Origin of the sequence: Geodermatophilus ruber, assembly GCF_900114385.1 — a bacterium.
GTDB lineage: Bacteria > Actinomycetota > Actinomycetes > Mycobacteriales > Geodermatophilaceae > Geodermatophilus > Geodermatophilus ruber.
This window is the reverse complement of sequence record NZ_FOSW01000006.1, coordinates 1-18316: the sequence shown is the minus strand read 5'-3', so window position 1 is coordinate 18316 and position 18316 is coordinate 1. Positions and strand designations below refer to the sequence as shown.

Below are 18316 nucleotides of genomic sequence, written 5' to 3'. Positions count from 1 at the left end.
GCTGGAGGGCGACCGCGGCGCAGTACCCGGGGGCGGCGGCGGATCAGACCGGCGCGCCGTCCTCCGGCCGGCCGCGGCGGCGCAGGACGCCGGTGACCGCGCCCACCCGCGCGGTCGCCTGGCGCAGCCCGTGGATGAGGGGCAGCAGGTCCTCCGAGATCAGCCGCAGGGTGTCCGGGACGGTGTCGATCGCCGGGTCGTCGAGCACCCGGCCCGCCCGCTCGAGCCCCGGCTTCAGCGCCCGCACCGGCTCCTCGAGCTCCTCGACCAGGCCCTCCAGGCGCTCGGCGGTCCGCTGCGCGGAGGCGATCGCCTCGGTGGCCACCGCGGTCGCGGCGATCAGCTCCCGGACGGCGCTGTTGAGGTCGGTCATCGTGCGGGGCAGCTGCGCCAGCGCCTCGGTCTGGGCCTGCAGCGCGGCGATGAGCTCGGACAGCCCCGGGATGCGCGGGAGCCCCAGGCTCCGGAAGGGGTCCATCCCGCAACCGTCCGCGCCCTGAGCTCCCGCCGCAACCGGCGGGAGCCGCTCACAGCGCCTTGAGGATGTCCTCGACCCGCTCCCGGGCGTCGCCGAAGAGCATCCGCGTGTTCTCCCGGAAGAACAGCGGGTTCTGCACGCCGGCGTAGCCGGTGTTCATCGACCGCTTGAACACGATCACCTGCTCCGCCTCCCAGACCGCCAGCACCGGCATGCCGGCGATGGGGCTGCCCGGGTCCTCCAGCGCGGCCGGGTTCACCGTGTCGTTGGCGCCGATGACCAGGACGACCGAGGTGTCGGGGAAGTCGTCGTTGATCTCGTCCATCTCCAGGACGATGTCGTAGGGCACCTTCGCCTCGGCCAGCAGCACGTTCATGTGGCCGGGGAGCCGGCCGGCGACCGGGTGGATGCCGAAGCGGACCTCGACGCCGGCCTCGGTGAGCTTCCGGGTGAGGTCGGCGACCGGGCCCTGGGCGTGCGCCACGGCCATGCCGTAGCCGGGGGTGATGATCACCGACTTGGCGTCGCGCAGCAGGTCGGCGGCGTCGTCGGCGGTGATCTCGGTGTGCTCCCCCTGCGCCCCCGCGGCGACGGTGGCGCCCTCGTTGCCGAACCCGCCGGCGATCACCGACAGGAAGGACCGGTTCATCGCCTTGCACATGATGTAGGAGAGGTAGGCACCGGAGGAGCCGACCAGCGCGCCGGTGAGGATCAGCAGGTTGTTGTCCAGCAGGAAGCCCGACGCCGCCGCGGCCCACCCCGAGTAGCTGTTGAGCATCGACACGACCACCGGCATGTCGCCGCCGCCGATCGAGGCGACCAGGTGCCAGCCGAGGGCGAGCGCGAGGACGGTGACGGCGGTCAGCTCCCCGAGGCTCGGGCTGGCCACGAACGTGCCGGTCAGGACGACGAAGGCGGCCAGTGCCCCGAGGTTGAGCCAGTTGCGGCCGGGCAGCATGAGCGGGTTGCTCTTGATCCGCGCCGAGAGCTTGAGGAAGGCGACGATCGAGCCGGTGAGGGTCACCGCGCCGACGAAGACACCGATCGCGACCTCGGCGGAGTGGATGCCGAGCAGGTTCGCGGGCACCTCGGTCTGGCTGCCGCTGCGGGCCTCGACCGACAGGTAGCCGTTCCAGCCGACCAGCACCGCGGCCAGGCCGACGAAGCTGTGCAGCAGGGCGATCAGCTCGGGCATGCCGGTCATCTCGACCCGGCGGGCGCGCCAGAGCCCGATGACGGCGCCGACGGCCATCGCGACGAGGATCAGGGCGATCGCGGAGGCCTCCACGCTGCGGGCGGCCAGGCCGACGGTCGCCGCCAGCGCGATCGCCATGCCGGTGATGCCGTAGACGATGCCGGAGCGGGCCGACTCGTGCCGGGACAGGGCGGCCAGGCTCAGGACGAACAGCAGGCCGGCGACGATGTAGGCGGCCGACGCGGCGGTGGTGGCGGTCATGACGGGGTCCGGGTGGGCCGGGTGGTGGTGAACATGCCGAGCATGCGCCGGGTCACCGCGAAGCCGCCGAAGACGTTGATGCTGGCCACCAGGACGGCGACGAACGCGAGCACGCCCACCAGGGTGCTGGTGTGGCCCAGCTGCAGCAGGGCGCCGACCACGATGATCCCCGAGATCGCGTTGGTCACCGACATCAGCGGGGTGTGCAGCGCGTGGTGCACGTGCCCGATGACGTAGAAGCCGACCACGATCGCCAGCGCGAACACGGTGAAGTTCTCGATCAGCTGGTCGGGCGAGAACGCGGTGACCAGGAAGAGCAGCACCGCGCCGATCCCGACCACCGCGAACGTGCGGGCGGGGGAGGCCGGTGGCTTCTCCCGCGCAGGGGCCGGCGGGGGCGACGCCTGCGCGGCGGCCGGGGTCGCCGAGACCTGCACCGGGGGCGGGGGCCACAGCGTCTCGCCGTCCCGGACGACGGTCATCGACCGCTGCACGACGTCGTCCAGGTCGAGCACGATCTGCCCGTCCTTGCCGGGGGTCAGCAGCTTCACCAGGTTGACCAGGTTGGTGGCGAACAGCTGCGAGGCCTGCGCCGGCAGCCGCCCGGGCAGGTCGGTGTAGCCGATGATCGTCACCCCGTGCGGTGTGGTGACCTTCTCGTCGGGCACCGAGCCGGCCACGTTTCCGCCCTGGGCCGCGGCCATGTCGACGATCACGCTGCCCGGCCGCATGCTCGCGACCATCTCCTCGGTGATCAGCCGCGGCGCCGACCGGCCGGGGATCAGCGCGGTGGTGATCACGATGTCGACGTCCCGGGCCTGCTCGGCGTAGAGCTCGGCGGCCCGCAGGTTGTAGTCGTCGGACATCTCGCGGGCGTAGCCGTCGCTGCTGACCTGCGTCTCGGCCGCGCGCACGGCCACGTACTCACCCCCCAGCGAGCGGACCTGCTCGGCGACCTCCGGGCGCACGTCGGTGGCCCGCACGATCGCGCCCAGGCTGCTGGCCGCGCCGATCGCGGCCAGCCCCGCGACGCCGGCGCCGACCACGAGCACCTTCGCCGGGGGCACCTTGCCGGCCGCGGTGACCTGGCCGGTGAAGAAGCGGCCGAAGGCGTGCGCGGCCTCGACGACGGCGCGGTAGCCGGCGATGTTGGCCATGGAGCTGAGCACGTCCAGCGACTGGGCGCGGGAGATCCGGGGGACGGCGTCCATCGCCAGCGCGGTGATCGGGCGGGCAGCGAGCGTGTCCACCAGCTCGGGGTCCAACGCCGGGGTCAGCGAGCTGATCAGCAGCGCCCCGTCGCGTAGCTGCGCCACCTCCCCGGGGGTCGGCTTGGACACGTGCAGGACCACGTCGGCCGACCACGCCTCGGCGGCCGTGCCGACCCGCGCACCCGCCTGGGCGAAGGCCTCGTCGGGGAAGCTGCTGGCCGACCCGGCCCCGCTCTGGACGAGTACGTCGTAGCCGAGGCCGATCAGCTGCCGCACGGTGACCGGTGTCGCCGCGACCCGTGTCTCCCCGGGGCGAGCCTCCCGCGGAACTCCGATGAGCACGTCCACTCCCCTTCCGGCAGGTCGGTCGGCCGCCGGCGGGGCCGCGACCGCGAGGTGCGTGGTGCGAGGCGAAGCAGGGCCCGCCTGTGCCGGCGGGGACCGGGGTGGCGTGCGGGGTGCCGCAGCCGTCCCCGATCATGCCGTCCGCGTTCCGACGCCGCCCGAAGGGGTGACACGCCGGTGCGTCGGCTGCAGGTACGGCCCCACGCTGCCGTACTGGGAGGTGGGTCGGAGAGGTCCGGCCCTGGCCGGAGCCACCCGGCTCCGGAACGGAGGAGGAGCGTGTCAGCGTCGACCGTGCCTGCCGGATCATCCGTCTCGCCGGAGATCGTCTCGTCGATCTTCTACGGCGTCACCGTGAGCGACACCCTGGCGCTGCTGGTGGCCGAGATGGTCGGCGGCACCCCGCGGATCACCTGGGGCAACGAGGGCGCCGTCCGGCTGCTCGGCTACGCGGCGGAGGACCTGGGCGCGCTGCCGGTGAGCACGCTGGTGCCCACGCTGCGCGGCGGGGAGGTCAAGCTCCTGCTGCGCCGCGAGCGGGCCGCCCGGATGCGCCTGTCGGTGCGCACGGCCAGCGGCGCTTTCGTCGAGTCGGTGGTGCTGAGCACGCCCTCGCCGACGGGACGGATGTGGACGCTCCGGGTCGTCCCGGCCGCCAGCGAGCAGGAACGCGCGCTGCGGGCCACCGCCGACGCCCACGAGCAGCGGTTCGCCACGCTGACCGAGCGCTCGCCCATCCCGACCCTGCTCTCCGAGCAGGGCATGCGCCTGGCGCACGTCAACGACGCTTTCTGCAGCCTGGTGGGGCTGCGGTCCGAGCAGCTGCTGGGCACCGGCTGGATGTCGGTCGTCCACCCCGAGGACCTCGACGCCGTGATCGAGCAGGTGGTCGTCGTCCTGGGCGGTGGGGACGGCGAGGCGCGGGCCCGGCTGGTGCGTGCCGACGGCTCGGAGCGGATGACGGTCATCCGGTTCGCCCACCTGTTCACCCCCGGCGTCGGCGCCGGTTTCGTCGGCACCATCGAGGACATCACCCAGCGGCTGGCCTTCGAGGCCCGGCTGGCCCACCAGGCCAACCACGACCCGCTGACCGGCCTGCCCAACCGCACACTCCTCGCCCAGTACGTGTCCGCCCGGTTCCGCCCCGGCGGCAGCGGCCTGGCCTGCCTGTTCCTCGATCTGGACAACTTCAAGGTCGTCAACGACTCCCTCGGCCACGGCGCCGGTGACGAGCTGCTGGTGGAGGTCGCCGCGCGGCTGCGGGCCACGGTCCGGCCCGGTGACCTGGTCGCGCGCTTCGGGGGCGACGAGTTCGTCGTCGTCTGCGAGGGCGTGGGGGAGGCGGAGGCGATCACCCTCGCCGAGCGGATCGGTGCGGCACTGGCCGTGCCGGTACGCCTGGGCGGGGTCGACGTGCGGCCGCGCGCGAGCGTGGGGGTCACCGCGCAGACCGCGGAGCACGCGGCCGCCGAGGAGCTCATCCGCGACTGCGACATCGCCATGTACCAGGCCAAGACCGGTGGCAAGGGGCGGATCACCGTCCTCGACCAGCAGGCCCGCGCGGAGGCGCGGGAGAAGCTGCTCCTGGTCGCCGAGCTGCGCGACGCCATCGAGCGGCGCGAGATCACCCTGCTCTACCAGCCGATCTTCAGCGCGACCGACGGCACCGCCACCGCCGTCGAGTCGCTGGCCCGCTGGCACCACGCCGGGCGGGGGGCGATCAGCCCGGGCACCTTCGTGGGCCTGGCCGAGGAGAGCGGCCTGATCGGCGGGCTCGGCCTGCTCGTGCTCGACGAGACCTGCCGGCAGCTGGCCGACTGGGACCGCACGCTGGGCGTCGCCGCGCCCCGGCGGGCCAACGTCAACGTCTCGGCGCTGCAGCTGGACGCCAACCTGCTCCCGCAGGTGATCGCCGCACTGGACCGGCACGGCCTGTCCCCGTCACGGCTGTCGATCGAGATCACCGAGTCGGCGCTGATGAAGGATCCGGCCTCGGCCCGCGAGGTGCTCGCCGGGCTGCGCGCGCTCGGGGTGCAGTTGGCGATCGACGACTTCGGGACCGGTTACTCGTCGCTGGCCTACCTGCGGCACCTGCCGGTGGACTGCCTGAAGGTCGACCGCACGTTCGTCGCCGAGCTCGCCGACGGGCACACCGAGATCGCCTCCGCCGTCATCGCGCTGGCCCGCAGCCTCGGGCTGACCACCGTGGCCGAGGGGGTGGAGACCGCCGCGCAGGCCACCGAGCTGGCCCAGCTGGGCGCGGGTTTCCTCCAGGGCTACAGCCTCGCCCCGCCGATGACCGGGCCCGACACCGCCGCGTGGTTCGCCGCCCGATGACCCCGAACCCCCGTGCCCGCGCTGGAGGCGATGTGCCGCCGATGTTGACCGCCGCGCCGTCCTTCGACGTGGAGAAGGTGCTGGCCAGCATCGACACGATGGCCGCCCAGAAGCCGGTCGCCGCGCAGATCGTGTCGGTGGCCAACTCCGACGACACCAGCGCCCGGGAGCTGGCGCAGATCCTGGGCAGCGACGTCGCGCTGGCCGGTCGCGTCATGAAGCTGGCCAACTCCGCCTACTTCGGCATGCGCGGCCGGGTGACCTCGCTGCAGTTCGCGGTGACCGTCGTCGGGTTCACCACCGTCCGCACGATGGCGACGGTGGCGCTGACCGACCTGGACGACGAGTCCCGGCTGCCGGCGAACTTCTGGCGGGTGAGCACCAGCGTGGGCCTCGCTGCCTCGACGCTCGCCCCCCGGTTCGGCGAGCGGCCGCAGGACGCGCTGTGCCTGGGCCTGCTCGCCCCGCTGGGGATCGCGCTGCTGCACCACGACGACCCGGAGGGCTACGCCGCGCTGACCGCCACCGAGCGGACCACCGCGGCCCGCCGGGCGGCGGAGGTCCGCCGGTACGGCATCCACGCACTCCGGCTGACCGCGGTGGCCCTCGAGCAGTGGGGCTTCCCGCGCAGCATGGTGGCGCCGCTGACCGGCGTCGACGACCTCGGGGCGGAGGAGAGCGCGCTGCTGCGGGGTGCTCTGGAGGTCGCCGCGCGGCTGGCCACGGACGACGAGCCGGTGCCGGTCGAGCGGCTGACGTGCGGCCTGCTGCGGGAGGACGCGCTCCCGCCGGTCATCGACAAGGTGCGCGCGGAGGCCGAGGAGCTGCGCCTGGCGATGCTGGGCCAGTAGCCGCGAGGCCATCGTGGCCCCAGGGGCCGCTCATGGAGCGGCCCCTGGGGCCACAGTGGCTGCCGCGGCCCGCCGTTTCGGGATACCGCGTCAGGCGGGGGTGTAGGGCGCGCCCAGCGGGTCGACCGTCTCGTACTCGCCGACCCCGTCGGCCAGGCGGGCCAGGGCCCAGTCGCCGTCGCCGAGCAGGTGGTCGATCGCGGTGAGCCGGCTGGTGTAGTGGCCCACCTGGTACTCGGCGGTCATGCCGATGCCGCCGTGCAGCTGGATGGCCTCCTTGCCGATGTGCCGGCCGGCGCGGCTGGTCTGCAGCCGGGCGCGGTCGGCCGCGGCGACGACGTCCCCGCCGGCGTCGACCACCATCGACGCCCACAGCGCGGTGCTGCGGGCCAGCTCCAGCGACACGTACATGTCGGCGGCGCGGAAGGTCAGCGCCTGGAACTTGTTCAGGGTGATCCCGAACTGCTTGCGGGTCTTCAGGTACTCCGCCGTGGTGCGCAGCGCGGTGTCCATGGCCCCGACCGCCTCGTGGCCGTAGGCGATCCGGGCGACGGCGAGTGTCCGCTCGACGTCAGGAGTGCGGTCGCCGGTGCCCTCGCCGAGGAGCTCGGCCGGGGTGCCGTCGAAGCGGACGTGGGCCGCCCGGCCGCCGTCGTGGGTGCGGTAGCCGGTGCGGGTGAGGCCCTCGGCGTCGCCGCGGACGACGAACAGCGCCGTCCCCCCGCCGGTGACGGCGCTGACGACCAGCACGTCGGCCCGCGCGCCGTTGGGTACCGGCTCCTTGACGCCGGTCAGCCGCCAGGCGCCGCCGTCCGCGGTGGCGGTGACGCCGGCGGCCGCCGGGCTCCACCGGGTGCCGGGCTCGGCGAGCGCCGCGGCGGCCAGGGTCGTGCCGGCGGCGATGCCGGCCAGGATCTCGCCCCGCTGCGCACCCGTGCCGACGGCGGCGACCAGCCCGCCGGCCAGCACGACCGCCTCGACGAAGGGCTCGGGCGCCAGCACCCGGCCGATCTCCTCGGCGACGATCGCCACCTCGATCGGCCCGGCGCCCATGCCGCCGTGCTCCTCGGCGAAGGGCAGCCCGAGCAGGCCCATCTCCGCCAGCCGGAACCAGGTCTTCTCGTCGAAGCCCGGGTCGGACGCGACCACCTTCCGGCGCTGCTCGCTGTCGCTGTAGGCGCGCCCCAGCAGACCGGCGACGGCCTCGCGGAGGTCGTTCTGCTCGCTGTCGTAGTTGAAGTCCACTCAGATCACAGCCCCAGGATCGTGCCGGCGATGATGGTGCGCTGCACCTCGTTGGAGCCCCCGTAGATGGAGACCTTGCGGTAGTTGAGGTACTCCGGCGTGGCCACCCGGGCCCAGTCGGGGACCAGCGAGTCCTCCTCGGCGAAGGACGCCACCGAGAGCGGGCCGGCGATGTCGACGATCAGCTCGGTCGCGGCCTGCTGCAGCTCGGAGCCGCGGAGCTTGAGCACCGAGGACGCCGGGTGCGGCTTGCCGTCGGCCGAGTTCGCGACCACGCGCAGCGCAGTCAGCTCGAGCGCCAGCAGCTCGTTCTCCAGCTCGGCGATGCGGGCCGCCATCCGCGGGTCCTCGGCCAGCGGGCGGCCGCCGACGACGACCTCCCGGGCGCCGGCCTTGGCCTGGGCCAGCAGCCGCTTGGTGTAGCCGATGCGCGCGATGCCCACCCGCTCGTTGCCGAGCAGGAACTTCGCGTAGTCCCAGCCGCGGTTCTCCTCACCGATGAGGTTCTCCGCCGGCACCCGGACGTCCTCGAAGAAGACCTCGTTGACCTCGTGGCTGCCGTCGATGAGCTCGATCGGGCGCAGTGTGACCCCGGGGGAGTCCATCGGGAACACCAGCAGGGAGATGCCCCGCTGCTTCTTCTCCGCCGTGGGGTCCGTGCGGACCAGGCAGAAGATCCAGTCGGCGTACTGGCCCAGGGTCGTCCAGGTCTTCTGGCCGTTGACCACCCAGTCGGCGCCGTCGCGCACCGCGGTGGTGCGCAGGCCGGCCAGGTCCGAGCCGGCGTCGGGCTCGGAGAAGCCCTGGCACCACCAGATGTCGAGGTTCGCCGTCGCCGGGAGGAAGCGCTCCTTCTGCTCCAGGCTGCCGAACGCCGCGAGCACCGGGCCGATCATGCTGGCGTTGAAGGCGAGCGGCTCGGGGACGCCGGCCAGCTGCATCTCCTCGCGCCAGATGTGTCGCTGCAGCGGCGTCCAGTCCTTCCCGCCCCACTCGACCGGCCAGTGCGGTACGGCCAGACCGGCCGCATTGAGGATGCGCTGGGTCTGCACGTACTGGTCCTTGGTGAGGTCCCGGCGGGCCGCGACGGTGTCACGGATCTGCTGGGGCACCTCGGTGGTGAAGAACGTCCGCATCTCCTCCCGGAAGGCTTCCATCTCCGGGGACAGCTGCAACCGCATCGGACCTCTCTCCTGACGCCGGCCCCCTCGGTGTGGCCGCCGTCTCGCAGGGTGGGTCCTCGACGATCCCACATTTCCTACTCGCCGGTAATGCTGGGCCGGACCGTCCCGGCGTGTCCGCGCCGTGCCGGGCGGGCTGTTCGGCTGAGCCCGCGGGCGCCGGCGCGCGTGGGGCGGCGTGCGGTGGGGCAGGGAACGGGTGTGTTCGTCGTCGACTGGATGGGGCAGGTCTCCCGCGACGTGCTGCGGGAACGGCTGCCCGCGCTGATCGCCGAGACGTGCGCCTGGAGCGTCGGGATCTCCGACCGGCCGCACCACGAGCGCCGGCGGGGCCGGCTGGTGGCCACCGGCGGGACCATGGGCGACCGCGCCGCACGCGGCCAGCCGCTCAGCGGCGAGGAGGACGGGCGGCTGGACCTCGGTGACGCGCGGCCGGGCAGCTTCCGGGACGTCCTCAACGCGGTGGACGCCGCCGGAGTGGTGTACGCCGACCGGTTCGACCAGGAGGTGCTCGAGCCGTTCGTGCTGGACACCTGCGTGCTGGCCGCGGAGCGGGCCCGGGAGACGCGGAAGGCGGCGTGGGCCGAGCTGCTCGACGACCTCGGCGAGGGCGACGACGACCTGGTCGCGGTGGTCCGCGCCGGCGGGTGGGAGGCGCCGCTGCGGACGGAGGCCGAGCACCTGGTGCTGGCCGCGCTGGCCGATGTCCCGCTGCTGGAGGTCGAGGCCGAGGGGCTGCCGCTGGCGCTGGTCCGTGCCGCCGCGGCCCTGGCCCGGGACGCCGCTCCGCCGGTGGCCGCCCCGGCCGCGGAGGACCCGGCGGTGTCCGGCGCGCTGTTCCTCGCCCGCACGGCGCTGCAGGCCGCCGGGCTTCCCGAGCCGGTGCCCCCGGCCGATGCCGACCGGCTGCTCGCCGCGCTGCTGGCGGAGGGCCTGGAGCCCGATGAACTGCCGGCGCTGCTGCCGCACCTGCCGCTCCGGCCCGGCACGGCCGGCGCCGTCCTCACCCTGCTCGACGCCGGCCGCTGACCCGTCCGGCACGGTTGCCGGGCGAACCGTCCTAGAGGTCGAGCGGGAGGCCGGTGTAGTTCTCGGCCAGCTCGCGGGCGGCCGACTCCGAGGCGACGATCCGGCGCAGCTGGGAGAGCTGCAGCTCGGCGTCGAAGTCGTCCCCGGAGCGGTGCAGCATCGAGGTCATGAACCAGGAGAAGTGCGTGCACCGCCACACGCGCGCCAGCGCCCGGTCGGAGTAGCTGTCGACCAGGTCGCTCTGCTTCTCCTGCAGCAGCCGGACCAGCGCCGTTGCCAGCAGCGTCACGTCGGCGACGGCGAGGTTGAGGCCCTTGGCGCCGGTCGGCGGCACGATGTGCGCGGCGTCCCCGGCGAGGAACAGCCGGCCGCGGCGCATGGGGGCGCTGACGAAGGACCGCATCGGCAGGATCGACTTCTCGGTGACCGTGCCGGTGGTGATCTCCCAGCCCTCGTGCGCGAACCGCGTGGCGAGGTTGTCCCAGATCCGGTCGTCGGACCAGTCCTCGATCTTCTCGGTCGGATCCACCTGCAGGTACAGCCGCGACACCTTCGGCGAGCGCATCGAGTAGAGGGCGAAGCCCTCGGGGTGCCAGGCGTAGATCAGCTCGTCGGTCGCCGGGGCGGCGTCGGCCAGGATGCCCAGCCAGGCGTAGGGGTAGGTGCGCTCCCAGGTCCGGCCCTGACCGCCGCCGGTGACGATCGGCCGGGAGACGCCGTGGAAGCCGTCGGTCCCGGCGATCACGTCGCACTCGAGCACCTGCTCGGTGCCGTCGGCGTCGACGAAGCGGATCCTGGGGGCGTCGGTGTCGACGTCCTCGGGGCGGACGTCGGAGACCTCGAACAGCAGCGGCGGGCCGCCGTCCAGCTGGGCCTTGATGAGGTCCTTGGTGACCTCGGTCTGGCCGTACACCCACACGCTGCGCCCGCACAGCTCGGGGAAGTCCAGCTTGTGGCGGGTGCCCGGGTACTGCAGGTAGATGCCCCGGTGCTCGAGGCCCTCACGCTGCAGGCGGTCACCGAGGCCGGCGGCGGTCAGCGTGTCGACCGTGTGCTGCTCCAGGATGCCGGCGCGGATGCGGGCCTCGACGTACTCCCGCGACCGGTTCTCGAGCACGACCGAGTCGATCCCCTGGAGCGCGAGCAGCCGCGACAGGAGCAGGCCGGCCGGGCCGGCGCCGATGATCCCCACCTGAGTACGCACGGGCCGAGTGTGACCGCCGCGGCCCGCGGGGGGGAACCTCGGCCTTCTGCTCAGTGGAAGTGGGAGGCCCGCGAGAGCTGTCGGCCGATGCCGCGGGCGGCGACCTCCAGAACCGGGACGAGGCGGGCGAGGTCGCGGCGGTGGCTGGCGGCCACGACGCCGAGCGCGGCGACCACCGCGGGCCCGTCGGCGCGCTCGGTCCGGACGGGGACGGCGATCGAGACGGTGCCCAGGGACATCTCCTCGGCGGTGCGCGCGAACCCCCGCCGGCGCACCTCGGCCAGCTGGCGGCGCAGCCGGGCGGGCTCGATGACGGTGTGCCGGGTGGCCCGGGTCGGCGCGCGCAGCACCGCCGCGACGACGTCGTCGGGCGCCGCGGCGAGCAGCACCTTGCCGACCCCGGTCGCGTGCAGCGGCAGCCGGCTGCCCACCTGGCTGACCACCGGCACCGACACCCGGCCGGAGATGCGCTCGACGTAGAGGGCCGAGTGCCCCTCGCGGACGGCCAGGTGGACGGTGTCCCGGGTGGCGGTGTGCACGTCGAGCAGGAACGGGGCGGCGACCTGGCGCAGCTCCAGCTGGACGGGGGCCAGCAGGCCGAGGTCCCAGAGCTTGCGGCCGATCTCGTAGCGGCCGTCGGCCCGCCGCGACAGCGCGCCCCACTCGGTGAGCTCGCCGAGCAGCCGGTGCGCGGTGGACAGCGGCGTCCCGGAGCGCTCGGCGATCTCCGAGAGCGACAGCCGCGGGGAGGCGCTGTCGAAGGCGTCGAGCACCGCCAGGGCGCGGGAGGTCACCGATCTCCCGGACGTCGCACTGCCACCGGCCACCGCGCACTCCATCCGCCCGGCGAACGACCGGGCGGGAGCATGCTAGACCGCGCAACCCTCCCATCCAGTGGAAGCCCCGGCTTGGGGTGCCCCGGTCGCCGGCCGTACGGTCCGTGCATGACCGGGACCACATCCGGCAGCCGGCTCCACCTGCCGCGCTACCTGCGCGAGGACGCCTCGCTGCGCACGCCCCTCCGCTACCCCGAGTACAAGAGCACCGGGCTGCGTGCGCCGCTGCGCACGCCCGTCGACCTGCCGCACCGGCTCACCGAGGTCACCGGCCCGGTGCTGGGCGAGGACCGCGTGACCGCGGCCGACGCCGACCTGACCAAGCGCGCCGGGGGCGAGGCCCAGGGCCAGCGGATCATCGTCCACGGCCGGGTGCTCGACAGCGACGGCCGTCCGGTGCCGGACACCCTGGTGGAGGTCTGGCAGGCCAACGCCGGCGGGCGCTACCGGCACGTGGTCGACAACTGGCCGGCGCCGCTGGACCCGCACTTCGACGGGCTGGGCCGGGTCATGACCGACGACCAGGGCCGCTACGAGTTCACGACGATCAAGCCGGGCGCCTACCCGTGGGGCAACCACCACAACGCCTGGCGGCCCGCGCACATCCACTTCTCGCTGTTCGGCCGCGCGTTCACCCAGCGCCTGGTCACCCAGATGTACTTCCCGGACGACCCGCTGTTCTTCCAGGACCCGATCTTCAACGCGATCCCGGAGGCCGCCCGGCCGCTGGCGATCAGCCGCTTCGACTACGAGCGGACCGTCCCCAACTGGGCGCTGGCCTTCCAGTGGGACATCGTCCTGCGCGGCGCGGACCAGACCCCGTTCGAGACCGAGGACGACGGAGACGTGGCCTGATGACCCAGCCGCTCACCACCCCCAGCGCCACCGTCGGCCCCTACCTCGCGATCGGGCTCACCTGGGACGACGGCCACCTCGTCGTCCCGGAGGGCACGCCGGGCGCGATCCGGATCCGCGGGGTCGTCCTCGACGGCAACGGCGAGCCGATCGTCGACGCCATGGTCGAGACCTGGCAGGCCGACCCCGACGGCCGCTTCGACCACCCCGACGACCCGCGCGGTGCCAGCGCCTACCCGGGGTTCCGCGGGTTCGGCCGCGCGCAGACCGTCGGCGGCGGGTTCGAGATCTGCACGCTCAAGCCCGGTCGGGTGCCCGACGGCGAGGGGGGCCTGCAGGCGCCGCACATCGACGTCTCGGTCTTCGCCCGAGGCCTGCTCGACCGCGTGGTGACCAGGATCTACTTCGCCGACGAGGCGGAGGCCAACGCCGAGGACGCCGTCCTGCGCACGCTCCCGGACGACGCCGCGCGGCAGACGCTGATCGCCACCCCCACCGAGGACGGCTACCGGTTCGACGTCCATCTGCAGGGGGACCGGGAGACCGTGTTCTTCGCGGTCTGAGCGGCGCGGTAGGAACAGTGGCGTGACAGTTCTGTTCGCCGGCACGTTCGCCCGAGGGGGAGCGGCCGCCGCCGTCTCCGACGACGCCTGGTTCCGGGCGCTGCTCGACGTGGAGGCCGCCCTGGCCCGCGCCGCGGCGGGCACCGGGCTGGTGCCGATGACGGCGGCCGATGCGGTGACCGCCGCCTGCGCCGATCCGTCCCGGCTGGACCTCGCCACCGTGGTGGCGAAGGCCGCCGACGCAGGCAACCCGGTGCCCCCGCTGGTGCGGGCGCTGCAGGACGCGGTGGGGGAGCGCGACGCGGTCGCCGTCCACGTGGGCGGCACGAGCCAGGACATCCTCGACACCGGCCTGGTGCTGCTGGCCCGGCGCGCGATCGCGGCGATCGACGCCGACCTGGCCGCGGCGGCCGAGTGCGCGGCCGGGCTCGCCCGCGCCCACCGGGACGACGTGGTCATGGGCCGCACGCTGATGCAGCAGGCGCTGCCCACGACCTTCGGGCTCAAGGCCGCCGGCTGGCTGGCCGGTCTGGACGGCGCCCGGCTGCGGCTGGCCGAGGTGGTCGCCTCCCTGCCGGTGCAGTACGGCGGTGCGGTGGGCACCCTCGCCGCCAGCGACGGGGCCGGCGTCGCGCTGCGGGCGGCGCTGGCCGAGGAGCTGGGGCTGGTGACCACAGCCGTCCCGTGGCACACCGTGCGGCTGCCGATCGCCGACCTGGCCGGGGCGCTGGGCGCCGCGGCCGGCGCGCTCGCCACCGTCGCCGTCGACGTGGTGCTGCTCGCCCAGTCCGAGGTGGCCGAGGTGGCCGAGGTCGGCGAGGGGCGCGGCGGCTCGTCGGCGATGCCGCACAAGCGCAACCCGGTGGCCGCCATCTCCGCCCGCGCCTGTGCCCGCCGGGCGCCGGGCCTGGTCGCCACGCTGTTCGCCGCGATGGAGCAGGAGCACGAGCGGGCCGCCGGGGCCTGGCACAGCGAGTGGCCGGCGCTCACCGAGCTGCTCACCACCGTCGGCTCGGCGGCCGCCTGGCTGGCCGAGAGCCTGCGCGGGCTGCAGCCCGACGTGCCGCGCATGGCGGCCACCGCCGCGGCGGCGGCCGAGGGACCGCTGGCCGGCGCCCTCGCCGAGGCGCTCACGGCCGCGCTGGGCAAGGGGGCCGCCCACGATGCCGCGGCGGACGCCGTCCGCCGGGCTCGCGAGAGCGGCCGCGCCCTGGCCGAGGTGGTCGCGGAGCGGGCCGATGTGGACACTGCGGCCGTGCTCGCCGCGGCCGCACCCGATGTGGGCGAGGCCGGCGCCCAGGTGGACGCCGCCCTCGCCGAGCACGAACGACTCACCGAAGGGGCACCGTGACGGCAGCAGAGGTCTCGTACACCGAGGAGGGGCCGCGCGACGCGCCGGTCGTCGTCCTCTCCAACTCCCTGGGCGCCACCCGGGCAATGTGGGACGCGCAGGTCCCGGCGCTGGCCGAGCGCTTCCGGGTGGTCACCTACGACACCCGGGGGCACGGCGCCTCGCCGGTCCCGGCCGGCCCGTACTCCCTCGACGACCTGGTCGACGACGTCGTCGCGCTGCTCGACCGGCTCGGGATCCGGCGGGCGCACGTCGCGGGGCTCTCCCTCGGCGGGATGACCGCGATGCGGCTGGCCGCCCGGGAGCCCGAGCGGGTGGACCGGATCGCCCTGCTGTGCACCTCGTCGCTGCTCGGCCCGCGGGAGGCGTGGACCGACCGGGCGCGGACCGCGCGGACCGAGGGCACCGGGGCGCTCGCGCCGACCGTCGTCGGCCGCTGGTTCACCCCGGGTTTCGCCGCGGCCGAGCCGGAGCTGGTCGGGCGGATGCAGGCGATGATCGCGGGCACCCCGGACGAGGGCTACGCGAGCTGCTGCGAGGCGATCGCCGACATGGACCTGCGCGCGGACCTGCCCACGATCACCGCGCCCACGCTGGTGGTCTCCGGCGTCGAGGACCCGGCCACCCCGCCGGAGCACCAGCAGGCCATCGTCGACGGCATCCCGGGTGCGCGGCTGCTCTCGGTCAGCCCGGGCGCGCACCTGGCCAACATCGAGCAGGCGTCCCAGGTGACCGGCGCGCTGCTCGCCCACTTCGACGCGGCCGGAGGTGCCCGATGAGCGACTCCGAGCTGCCCTCCGGCGACGAGGAGCGCCGGGCTCGGCCCCCCGGCACGGACGACGAGCGCCGGGATGCCGGGATGGCGACCCGGCGCCAGGTGCTCGGCGACGCGTGGGTGGACCGGGCCGTGGCCGGCACGACGCCGTTCACCGCCGACTTCCAGGACTTCATCACCCGGGTCGCCTGGGGCGACATCTGGCAGCGGCCCGGACTGGCGCGGCGCGACCGCAGCCTGATGACGCTGTCGATCACCATCGCGCTGCGGCACTGGGACGAGTTCGCCCTGCACGTGCGGGCGGCGAAGAACAACGGCCTCAGCGACGAGGAGATCGCCGAGGTCATCCAGCACGCCGCCGTCTACGCCGGGGTGCCCTCGGCCAACCACGCCTTCAAGGTGGCCCAGCCGATCCTCGAGGAGCTGCGCCAGGGCTGAGCCGGGCGCTCCGGCCCGACGACGAGGCCGTGGCGGTGCGCCGGGCATGGCAGCACCGCACGGCCTCCTTCTGTGCCGGCCCGGGCTCGGGGCCCGGGGCGCACCGTGGCGTCAGGCGTCCCCCGAGCCCTGGTCCGGGGTGCCGTCGTCGTCGGTCGGGGCGGGCGTGGCCGGGTCTGGGGTGGCCGGGTCTGGCGTGGTCCCGGGCACGTCACCGCTGCCCTGGTCCGGCGTCCCGTCGTCGTCGGTCGGGGCGGGCGTGGTCGGGTCTGGGGTGGACGGGTCTGGGGTGGCCGGGTCGTCGGTGGACGGCGGCGTCGTCACCGGCAGCGCGGTCTCCTCGGCGTCCCGCGGGAAGGTGAAGCGCCACACCTGGCCGCCCTCCACGACGTCGGTCGTGAGCGGGTCGTCGCCGTCCGCGGCGAAGGTGCTGTACGCCGAGACGTAGACCGCACCGTTGCGGCCCAGTGCCAGCCCGGAGGGGAAGGGCACGTCGACGGTCGCGTAGGTCTCCGCCGCCGTGTCGAACCGGACGACGGTGCCGGTCCCCGCCGGCGGCCCGTCGCTGCCGAAGACCTGCGCGACGTACACGTGCTCACCGTCGCGGTCGACGGCGAGCCCGTTGATCCCGGTGAAGCCGTCCCACCGCCCGGTCTCCTCGCCGTTCCGGTCGTAGCGCCCGACCGCCGCGTTGCCGGCCACCGCGGCGCCGACCCCGCCGACGTAGACGTTCCCGTCCCGGTCCTGGGCCAGGGCACTGGGCGCGAACTCGTCGGACGTCGTCGGGTCGTCGTCGGCCTGGTAGGCGGCGAAGACGCTGATCTCGTAGCCGGGCAGACCGTCCTCGTCGCGGTCGGAGAAGTCCGGGGTCACCTTCCACACGGCGTTGGCCCCTGCGTCGGCGACCAGGACGTACTCGGCGCCGCCCCGGCCGGGGTCGACCGCGAGCACCGCGTTCGGGTTGCTGTCGAGGGCGGCCTTGCCGTCGGGGTTCAGCTCCTCCTCGGCCGCGCCGAGGTCCACCCACGGCACGGCCGCGCCGTCGATGCTGAGGAGCAGGTGCTCCTGGGTCTCGGCGTCGGCGTCGTCGGTCTCGAGGCCGGCCCCGGCGAGCAGCTCCGGGGTGCCCTCGCCCTGGGCGATGACGAGGACGTCGCGGATGCCGGTGGCCGCGACGCCGTCCGAGCCCACGGTGCCCTCGGCGGTCTCCACGGAGTAGAGCTGGTCGACGATCCGCTCGGGCTCGGTGTCCTCGGCCCGTCCCGGTCGCTCGACGGCGGATATGCCGCCGGTGAAGCCGCCGCAGACGCCGTCGTCGGAGGTGCCGTCGTCGGGCAGCGGGGTGTCGGCGCCGGGGGTGGGCGGGACGTCGCCGGTGCCCTGGTCGGGGGTGCCGTCGTCGTCGGGCAGCGGCGTGTCGGGGGTGGGCGGGACGTCGCCGGTGCCCTGGTCGGGGGTGCCGTCGTCGTCGGGGGCAGCGGGCGTCTCGCCGGTCGGCGTCTCGGGGGTGGACGGCTCCTCCGCCGGCGTCTCGGCCGGGGCGCAGTCCTCCCCGCCCCGGCCGCCTTCGGCGATGAGCAGGGTGCGCCCGTCCCAGCTGAGCTGGCGGGGGTTGTCCAGGCCGGAGGCGACCACCACATGGTCGGATCCAGCCGTGCTGTCGGGGTCCTCGGCGGCGGACGCCGTCGCGGTCGCGCTGCCCAGCAGGAAGGCGAACGAGGCGGCGGCGATGAGGGTTCTGCGCATGGGGTGCTCCGCTGGTGGTCGGCCGTGTTCGGGAAGACCGCGGAATCCGGGCCGGGGAACGAATGACCGCGGAGGCCGCGATGCCGACCGAAGCTAGTTACGGGTCCACGCCGGGCCGAATCCCCAAGACTGGGGACGGAACGGTCCGTCCCGTACCGCGCCGGCGTGGTGACGACCCTGAGTCAGGAGCGGGTCGCCCCCGGGCGGCCGCCGGGCGCACGAGGACCCCTGGGCGGTCGTCGTGACGACCGTCCAGGGGTCCTCGTGCGGGTGGGGCTCGTCAGACGCTGGCCGGGAGGGTCATCTCGTGGACGTCGTCGGGGATGGTGAGCGGGGCGCCGGTGGCCGCGATGATCTCGTCGAGGGGAACGCCGGGGGCGGTCTCGCGGAGGGTGAAGCCGGCGTCGGTGATGTC

At 74.5% G+C, this 18316-nt stretch carries 16 protein-coding genes; 8 read left to right on the top strand and 8 right to left on the bottom strand.

Going from position 1 to position 18316, the window contains the following annotated elements; translation table 11 throughout:
* Positions 1-43 precede the first annotated feature (43 nt).
* From BMZ50_RS11065 to BMZ50_RS11055, 3 genes are read right to left on the bottom strand one after another with little or no spacing between them, the layout of a single operon-like run.
* On the bottom strand, positions 44-478 hold the full coding sequence (locus BMZ50_RS11065; RefSeq protein WP_091324773.1) for a hypothetical protein: 435 nt from the start codon (positions 476-478) through the stop codon (positions 44-46).
* A 49-nt stretch (positions 479-527) separates the two neighbouring features.
* On the bottom strand, positions 528-1934 hold the full coding sequence (gene pntB / locus BMZ50_RS11060) for a Re/Si-specific NAD(P)(+) transhydrogenase subunit beta (RefSeq protein ID WP_091324252.1): 1407 nt from the start codon (positions 1932-1934) through the stop codon (positions 528-530).
* The gene (locus BMZ50_RS11055) at positions 1931-3487 is read right to left on the bottom strand and encodes a Re/Si-specific NAD(P)(+) transhydrogenase subunit alpha (RefSeq protein ID WP_091324771.1); all 1557 of its coding nucleotides are present in this window, start codon (positions 3485-3487) and stop codon (positions 1931-1933) included. The genes pntB and BMZ50_RS11055 overlap by 4 nt, the downstream gene beginning before the upstream one ends.
* Positions 3488-3769: 282 nt before the next feature.
* Here BMZ50_RS11055 and BMZ50_RS11050 point away from each other — a divergent pair, with 282 nt between their 5' ends.
* Complete coding sequence (locus tag BMZ50_RS11050; RefSeq protein WP_245753561.1) at positions 3770-5827, top strand: putative bifunctional diguanylate cyclase/phosphodiesterase; 2058 nt, start codon at positions 3770-3772, stop codon at positions 5825-5827.
* Between the two features lie 41 nt (positions 5828-5868).
* Complete coding sequence (locus BMZ50_RS11045; protein WP_091324761.1) at positions 5869-6678, top strand: HDOD domain-containing protein; 810 nt, start codon at positions 5869-5871, stop codon at positions 6676-6678.
* A gap of 90 nt (positions 6679-6768) precedes the next feature.
* On the opposite strand, the gene BMZ50_RS11040 is transcribed toward BMZ50_RS11045, so the two are convergent.
* Both BMZ50_RS11040 and BMZ50_RS11035 read right to left on the bottom strand, forming a co-directional pair.
* Positions 6769-7923, bottom strand: a complete 1155-nt coding sequence (locus tag BMZ50_RS11040; RefSeq protein ID WP_091324250.1) for an acyl-CoA dehydrogenase family protein — start codon at positions 7921-7923, stop codon at positions 6769-6771.
* Between the two features lie 5 nt (positions 7924-7928).
* Positions 7929-9104: an acyl-CoA dehydrogenase family protein gene (locus BMZ50_RS11035; protein ID WP_091324248.1), complete on the bottom strand. Its 1176-nt coding sequence runs from the start codon at positions 9102-9104 to the stop codon at positions 7929-7931.
* Positions 9105-9305: 201 nt separating this feature from the next.
* On the opposite strand from BMZ50_RS11035, the gene BMZ50_RS11030 reads away from it, so the two are divergent.
* Positions 9306-10133 (top strand): hypothetical protein, encoded by an 828-nt coding sequence (locus tag BMZ50_RS11030; protein ID WP_091324246.1) that lies wholly within the window; start codon positions 9306-9308, stop codon positions 10131-10133.
* Positions 10134-10164: 31 nt separating this feature from the next.
* On the opposite strand, the gene BMZ50_RS11025 is transcribed toward BMZ50_RS11030, so the two are convergent.
* Together BMZ50_RS11025 and BMZ50_RS11020 are read right to left on the bottom strand one after the other, a co-directional pair.
* On the bottom strand, positions 10165-11337 hold the full coding sequence (locus tag BMZ50_RS11025; protein WP_091324243.1) for a 4-hydroxybenzoate 3-monooxygenase: 1173 nt from the start codon (positions 11335-11337) through the stop codon (positions 10165-10167).
* Positions 11338-11387: 50 nt separating this feature from the next.
* Entirely contained in the window at positions 11388-12131 is a 744-nt protein-coding gene (locus BMZ50_RS11020) for an IclR family transcriptional regulator (protein ID WP_245753560.1), read from the bottom strand.
* Positions 12132-12281: 150 nt separating this feature from the next.
* Here BMZ50_RS11020 and pcaH point away from each other — a divergent pair, with 150 nt between their 5' ends.
* The 5 genes from pcaH to pcaC are packed head-to-tail and all read left to right on the top strand — an operon-like array spanning position 12282 to position 16155.
* Positions 12282-13028 carry a protocatechuate 3,4-dioxygenase subunit beta gene (pcaH, locus tag BMZ50_RS11015; protein WP_177212754.1) on the top strand — a complete coding sequence of 249 codons (747 nt, stop codon included), beginning with the start codon at positions 12282-12284 and terminating at the stop codon, positions 13026-13028.
* On the top strand, positions 13028-13591 hold the full coding sequence (gene pcaG / locus BMZ50_RS11010) for a protocatechuate 3,4-dioxygenase subunit alpha (protein WP_177212753.1): 564 nt from the start codon (positions 13028-13030) through the stop codon (positions 13589-13591). The genes pcaH and pcaG overlap by 1 nt, the downstream gene beginning before the upstream one ends.
* 22 nt (positions 13592-13613) lie before the next feature.
* Positions 13614-14942 (top strand): 3-carboxy-cis,cis-muconate cycloisomerase, encoded by a 1329-nt coding sequence (gene pcaB / locus BMZ50_RS11005; RefSeq protein WP_091324238.1) that lies wholly within the window; start codon positions 13614-13616, stop codon positions 14940-14942.
* Positions 14939-15721 carry a 3-oxoadipate enol-lactonase gene (pcaD, locus tag BMZ50_RS11000; RefSeq protein WP_091324236.1) on the top strand — a complete coding sequence of 261 codons (783 nt, stop codon included), beginning with the start codon at positions 14939-14941 and terminating at the stop codon, positions 15719-15721. Before pcaB ends, pcaD begins: the two co-directional genes overlap by 4 nt.
* The gene (pcaC, locus tag BMZ50_RS10995; RefSeq protein ID WP_091324233.1) at positions 15718-16155 is read left to right on the top strand and encodes a 4-carboxymuconolactone decarboxylase; all 438 of its coding nucleotides are present in this window, start codon (positions 15718-15720) and stop codon (positions 16153-16155) included. Before pcaD ends, pcaC begins: the two co-directional genes overlap by 4 nt.
* 111 nt (positions 16156-16266) lie before the next feature.
* Here the strand turns inward: pcaC and BMZ50_RS10990 are convergent, their stop codons facing one another.
* The gene (locus BMZ50_RS10990) at positions 16267-17901 is read right to left on the bottom strand and encodes a ScyD/ScyE family protein (protein WP_091324231.1); all 1635 of its coding nucleotides are present in this window, start codon (positions 17899-17901) and stop codon (positions 16267-16269) included.
* Positions 17902-18316 lie beyond the last annotated feature (415 nt).

Bases quoted from the DNA above. Each gene is read 5' to 3' on its own strand.
- BMZ50_RS11065 (WP_091324773.1), bottom strand. From the start codon at position 478: ATGGACCCCTTCCGGAGCCTGGGGCTCCCGCGCATCCCGGGGCTGTCC.
- pntB (WP_091324252.1), bottom strand. From the start codon at position 1,934: ATGACCGCCACCACCGCCGCGTCGGCCGCCTACATCGTCGCCGGCCTG.
- BMZ50_RS11045 (WP_091324761.1), top strand. From the start codon at position 5,869: ATGTTGACCGCCGCGCCGTCCTTCGACGTGGAGAAGGTGCTGGCCAGC.
- BMZ50_RS11035 (WP_091324248.1), bottom strand. From the start codon at position 9,104: ATGCGGTTGCAGCTGTCCCCGGAGATGGAAGCCTTCCGGGAGGAGATG.
- pcaH (WP_177212754.1), top strand. From the start codon at position 12,282: ATGACCGGGACCACATCCGGCAGCCGGCTCCACCTGCCGCGCTACCTG.
- pcaG (WP_177212753.1), top strand. From the start codon at position 13,028: ATGACCCAGCCGCTCACCACCCCCAGCGCCACCGTCGGCCCCTACCTC.
- pcaC (WP_091324233.1), top strand. From the start codon at position 15,718: ATGAGCGACTCCGAGCTGCCCTCCGGCGACGAGGAGCGCCGGGCTCGG.
- BMZ50_RS10990 (WP_091324231.1), bottom strand. From the start codon at position 17,901: ATGCGCAGAACCCTCATCGCCGCCGCCTCGTTCGCCTTCCTGCTGGGC.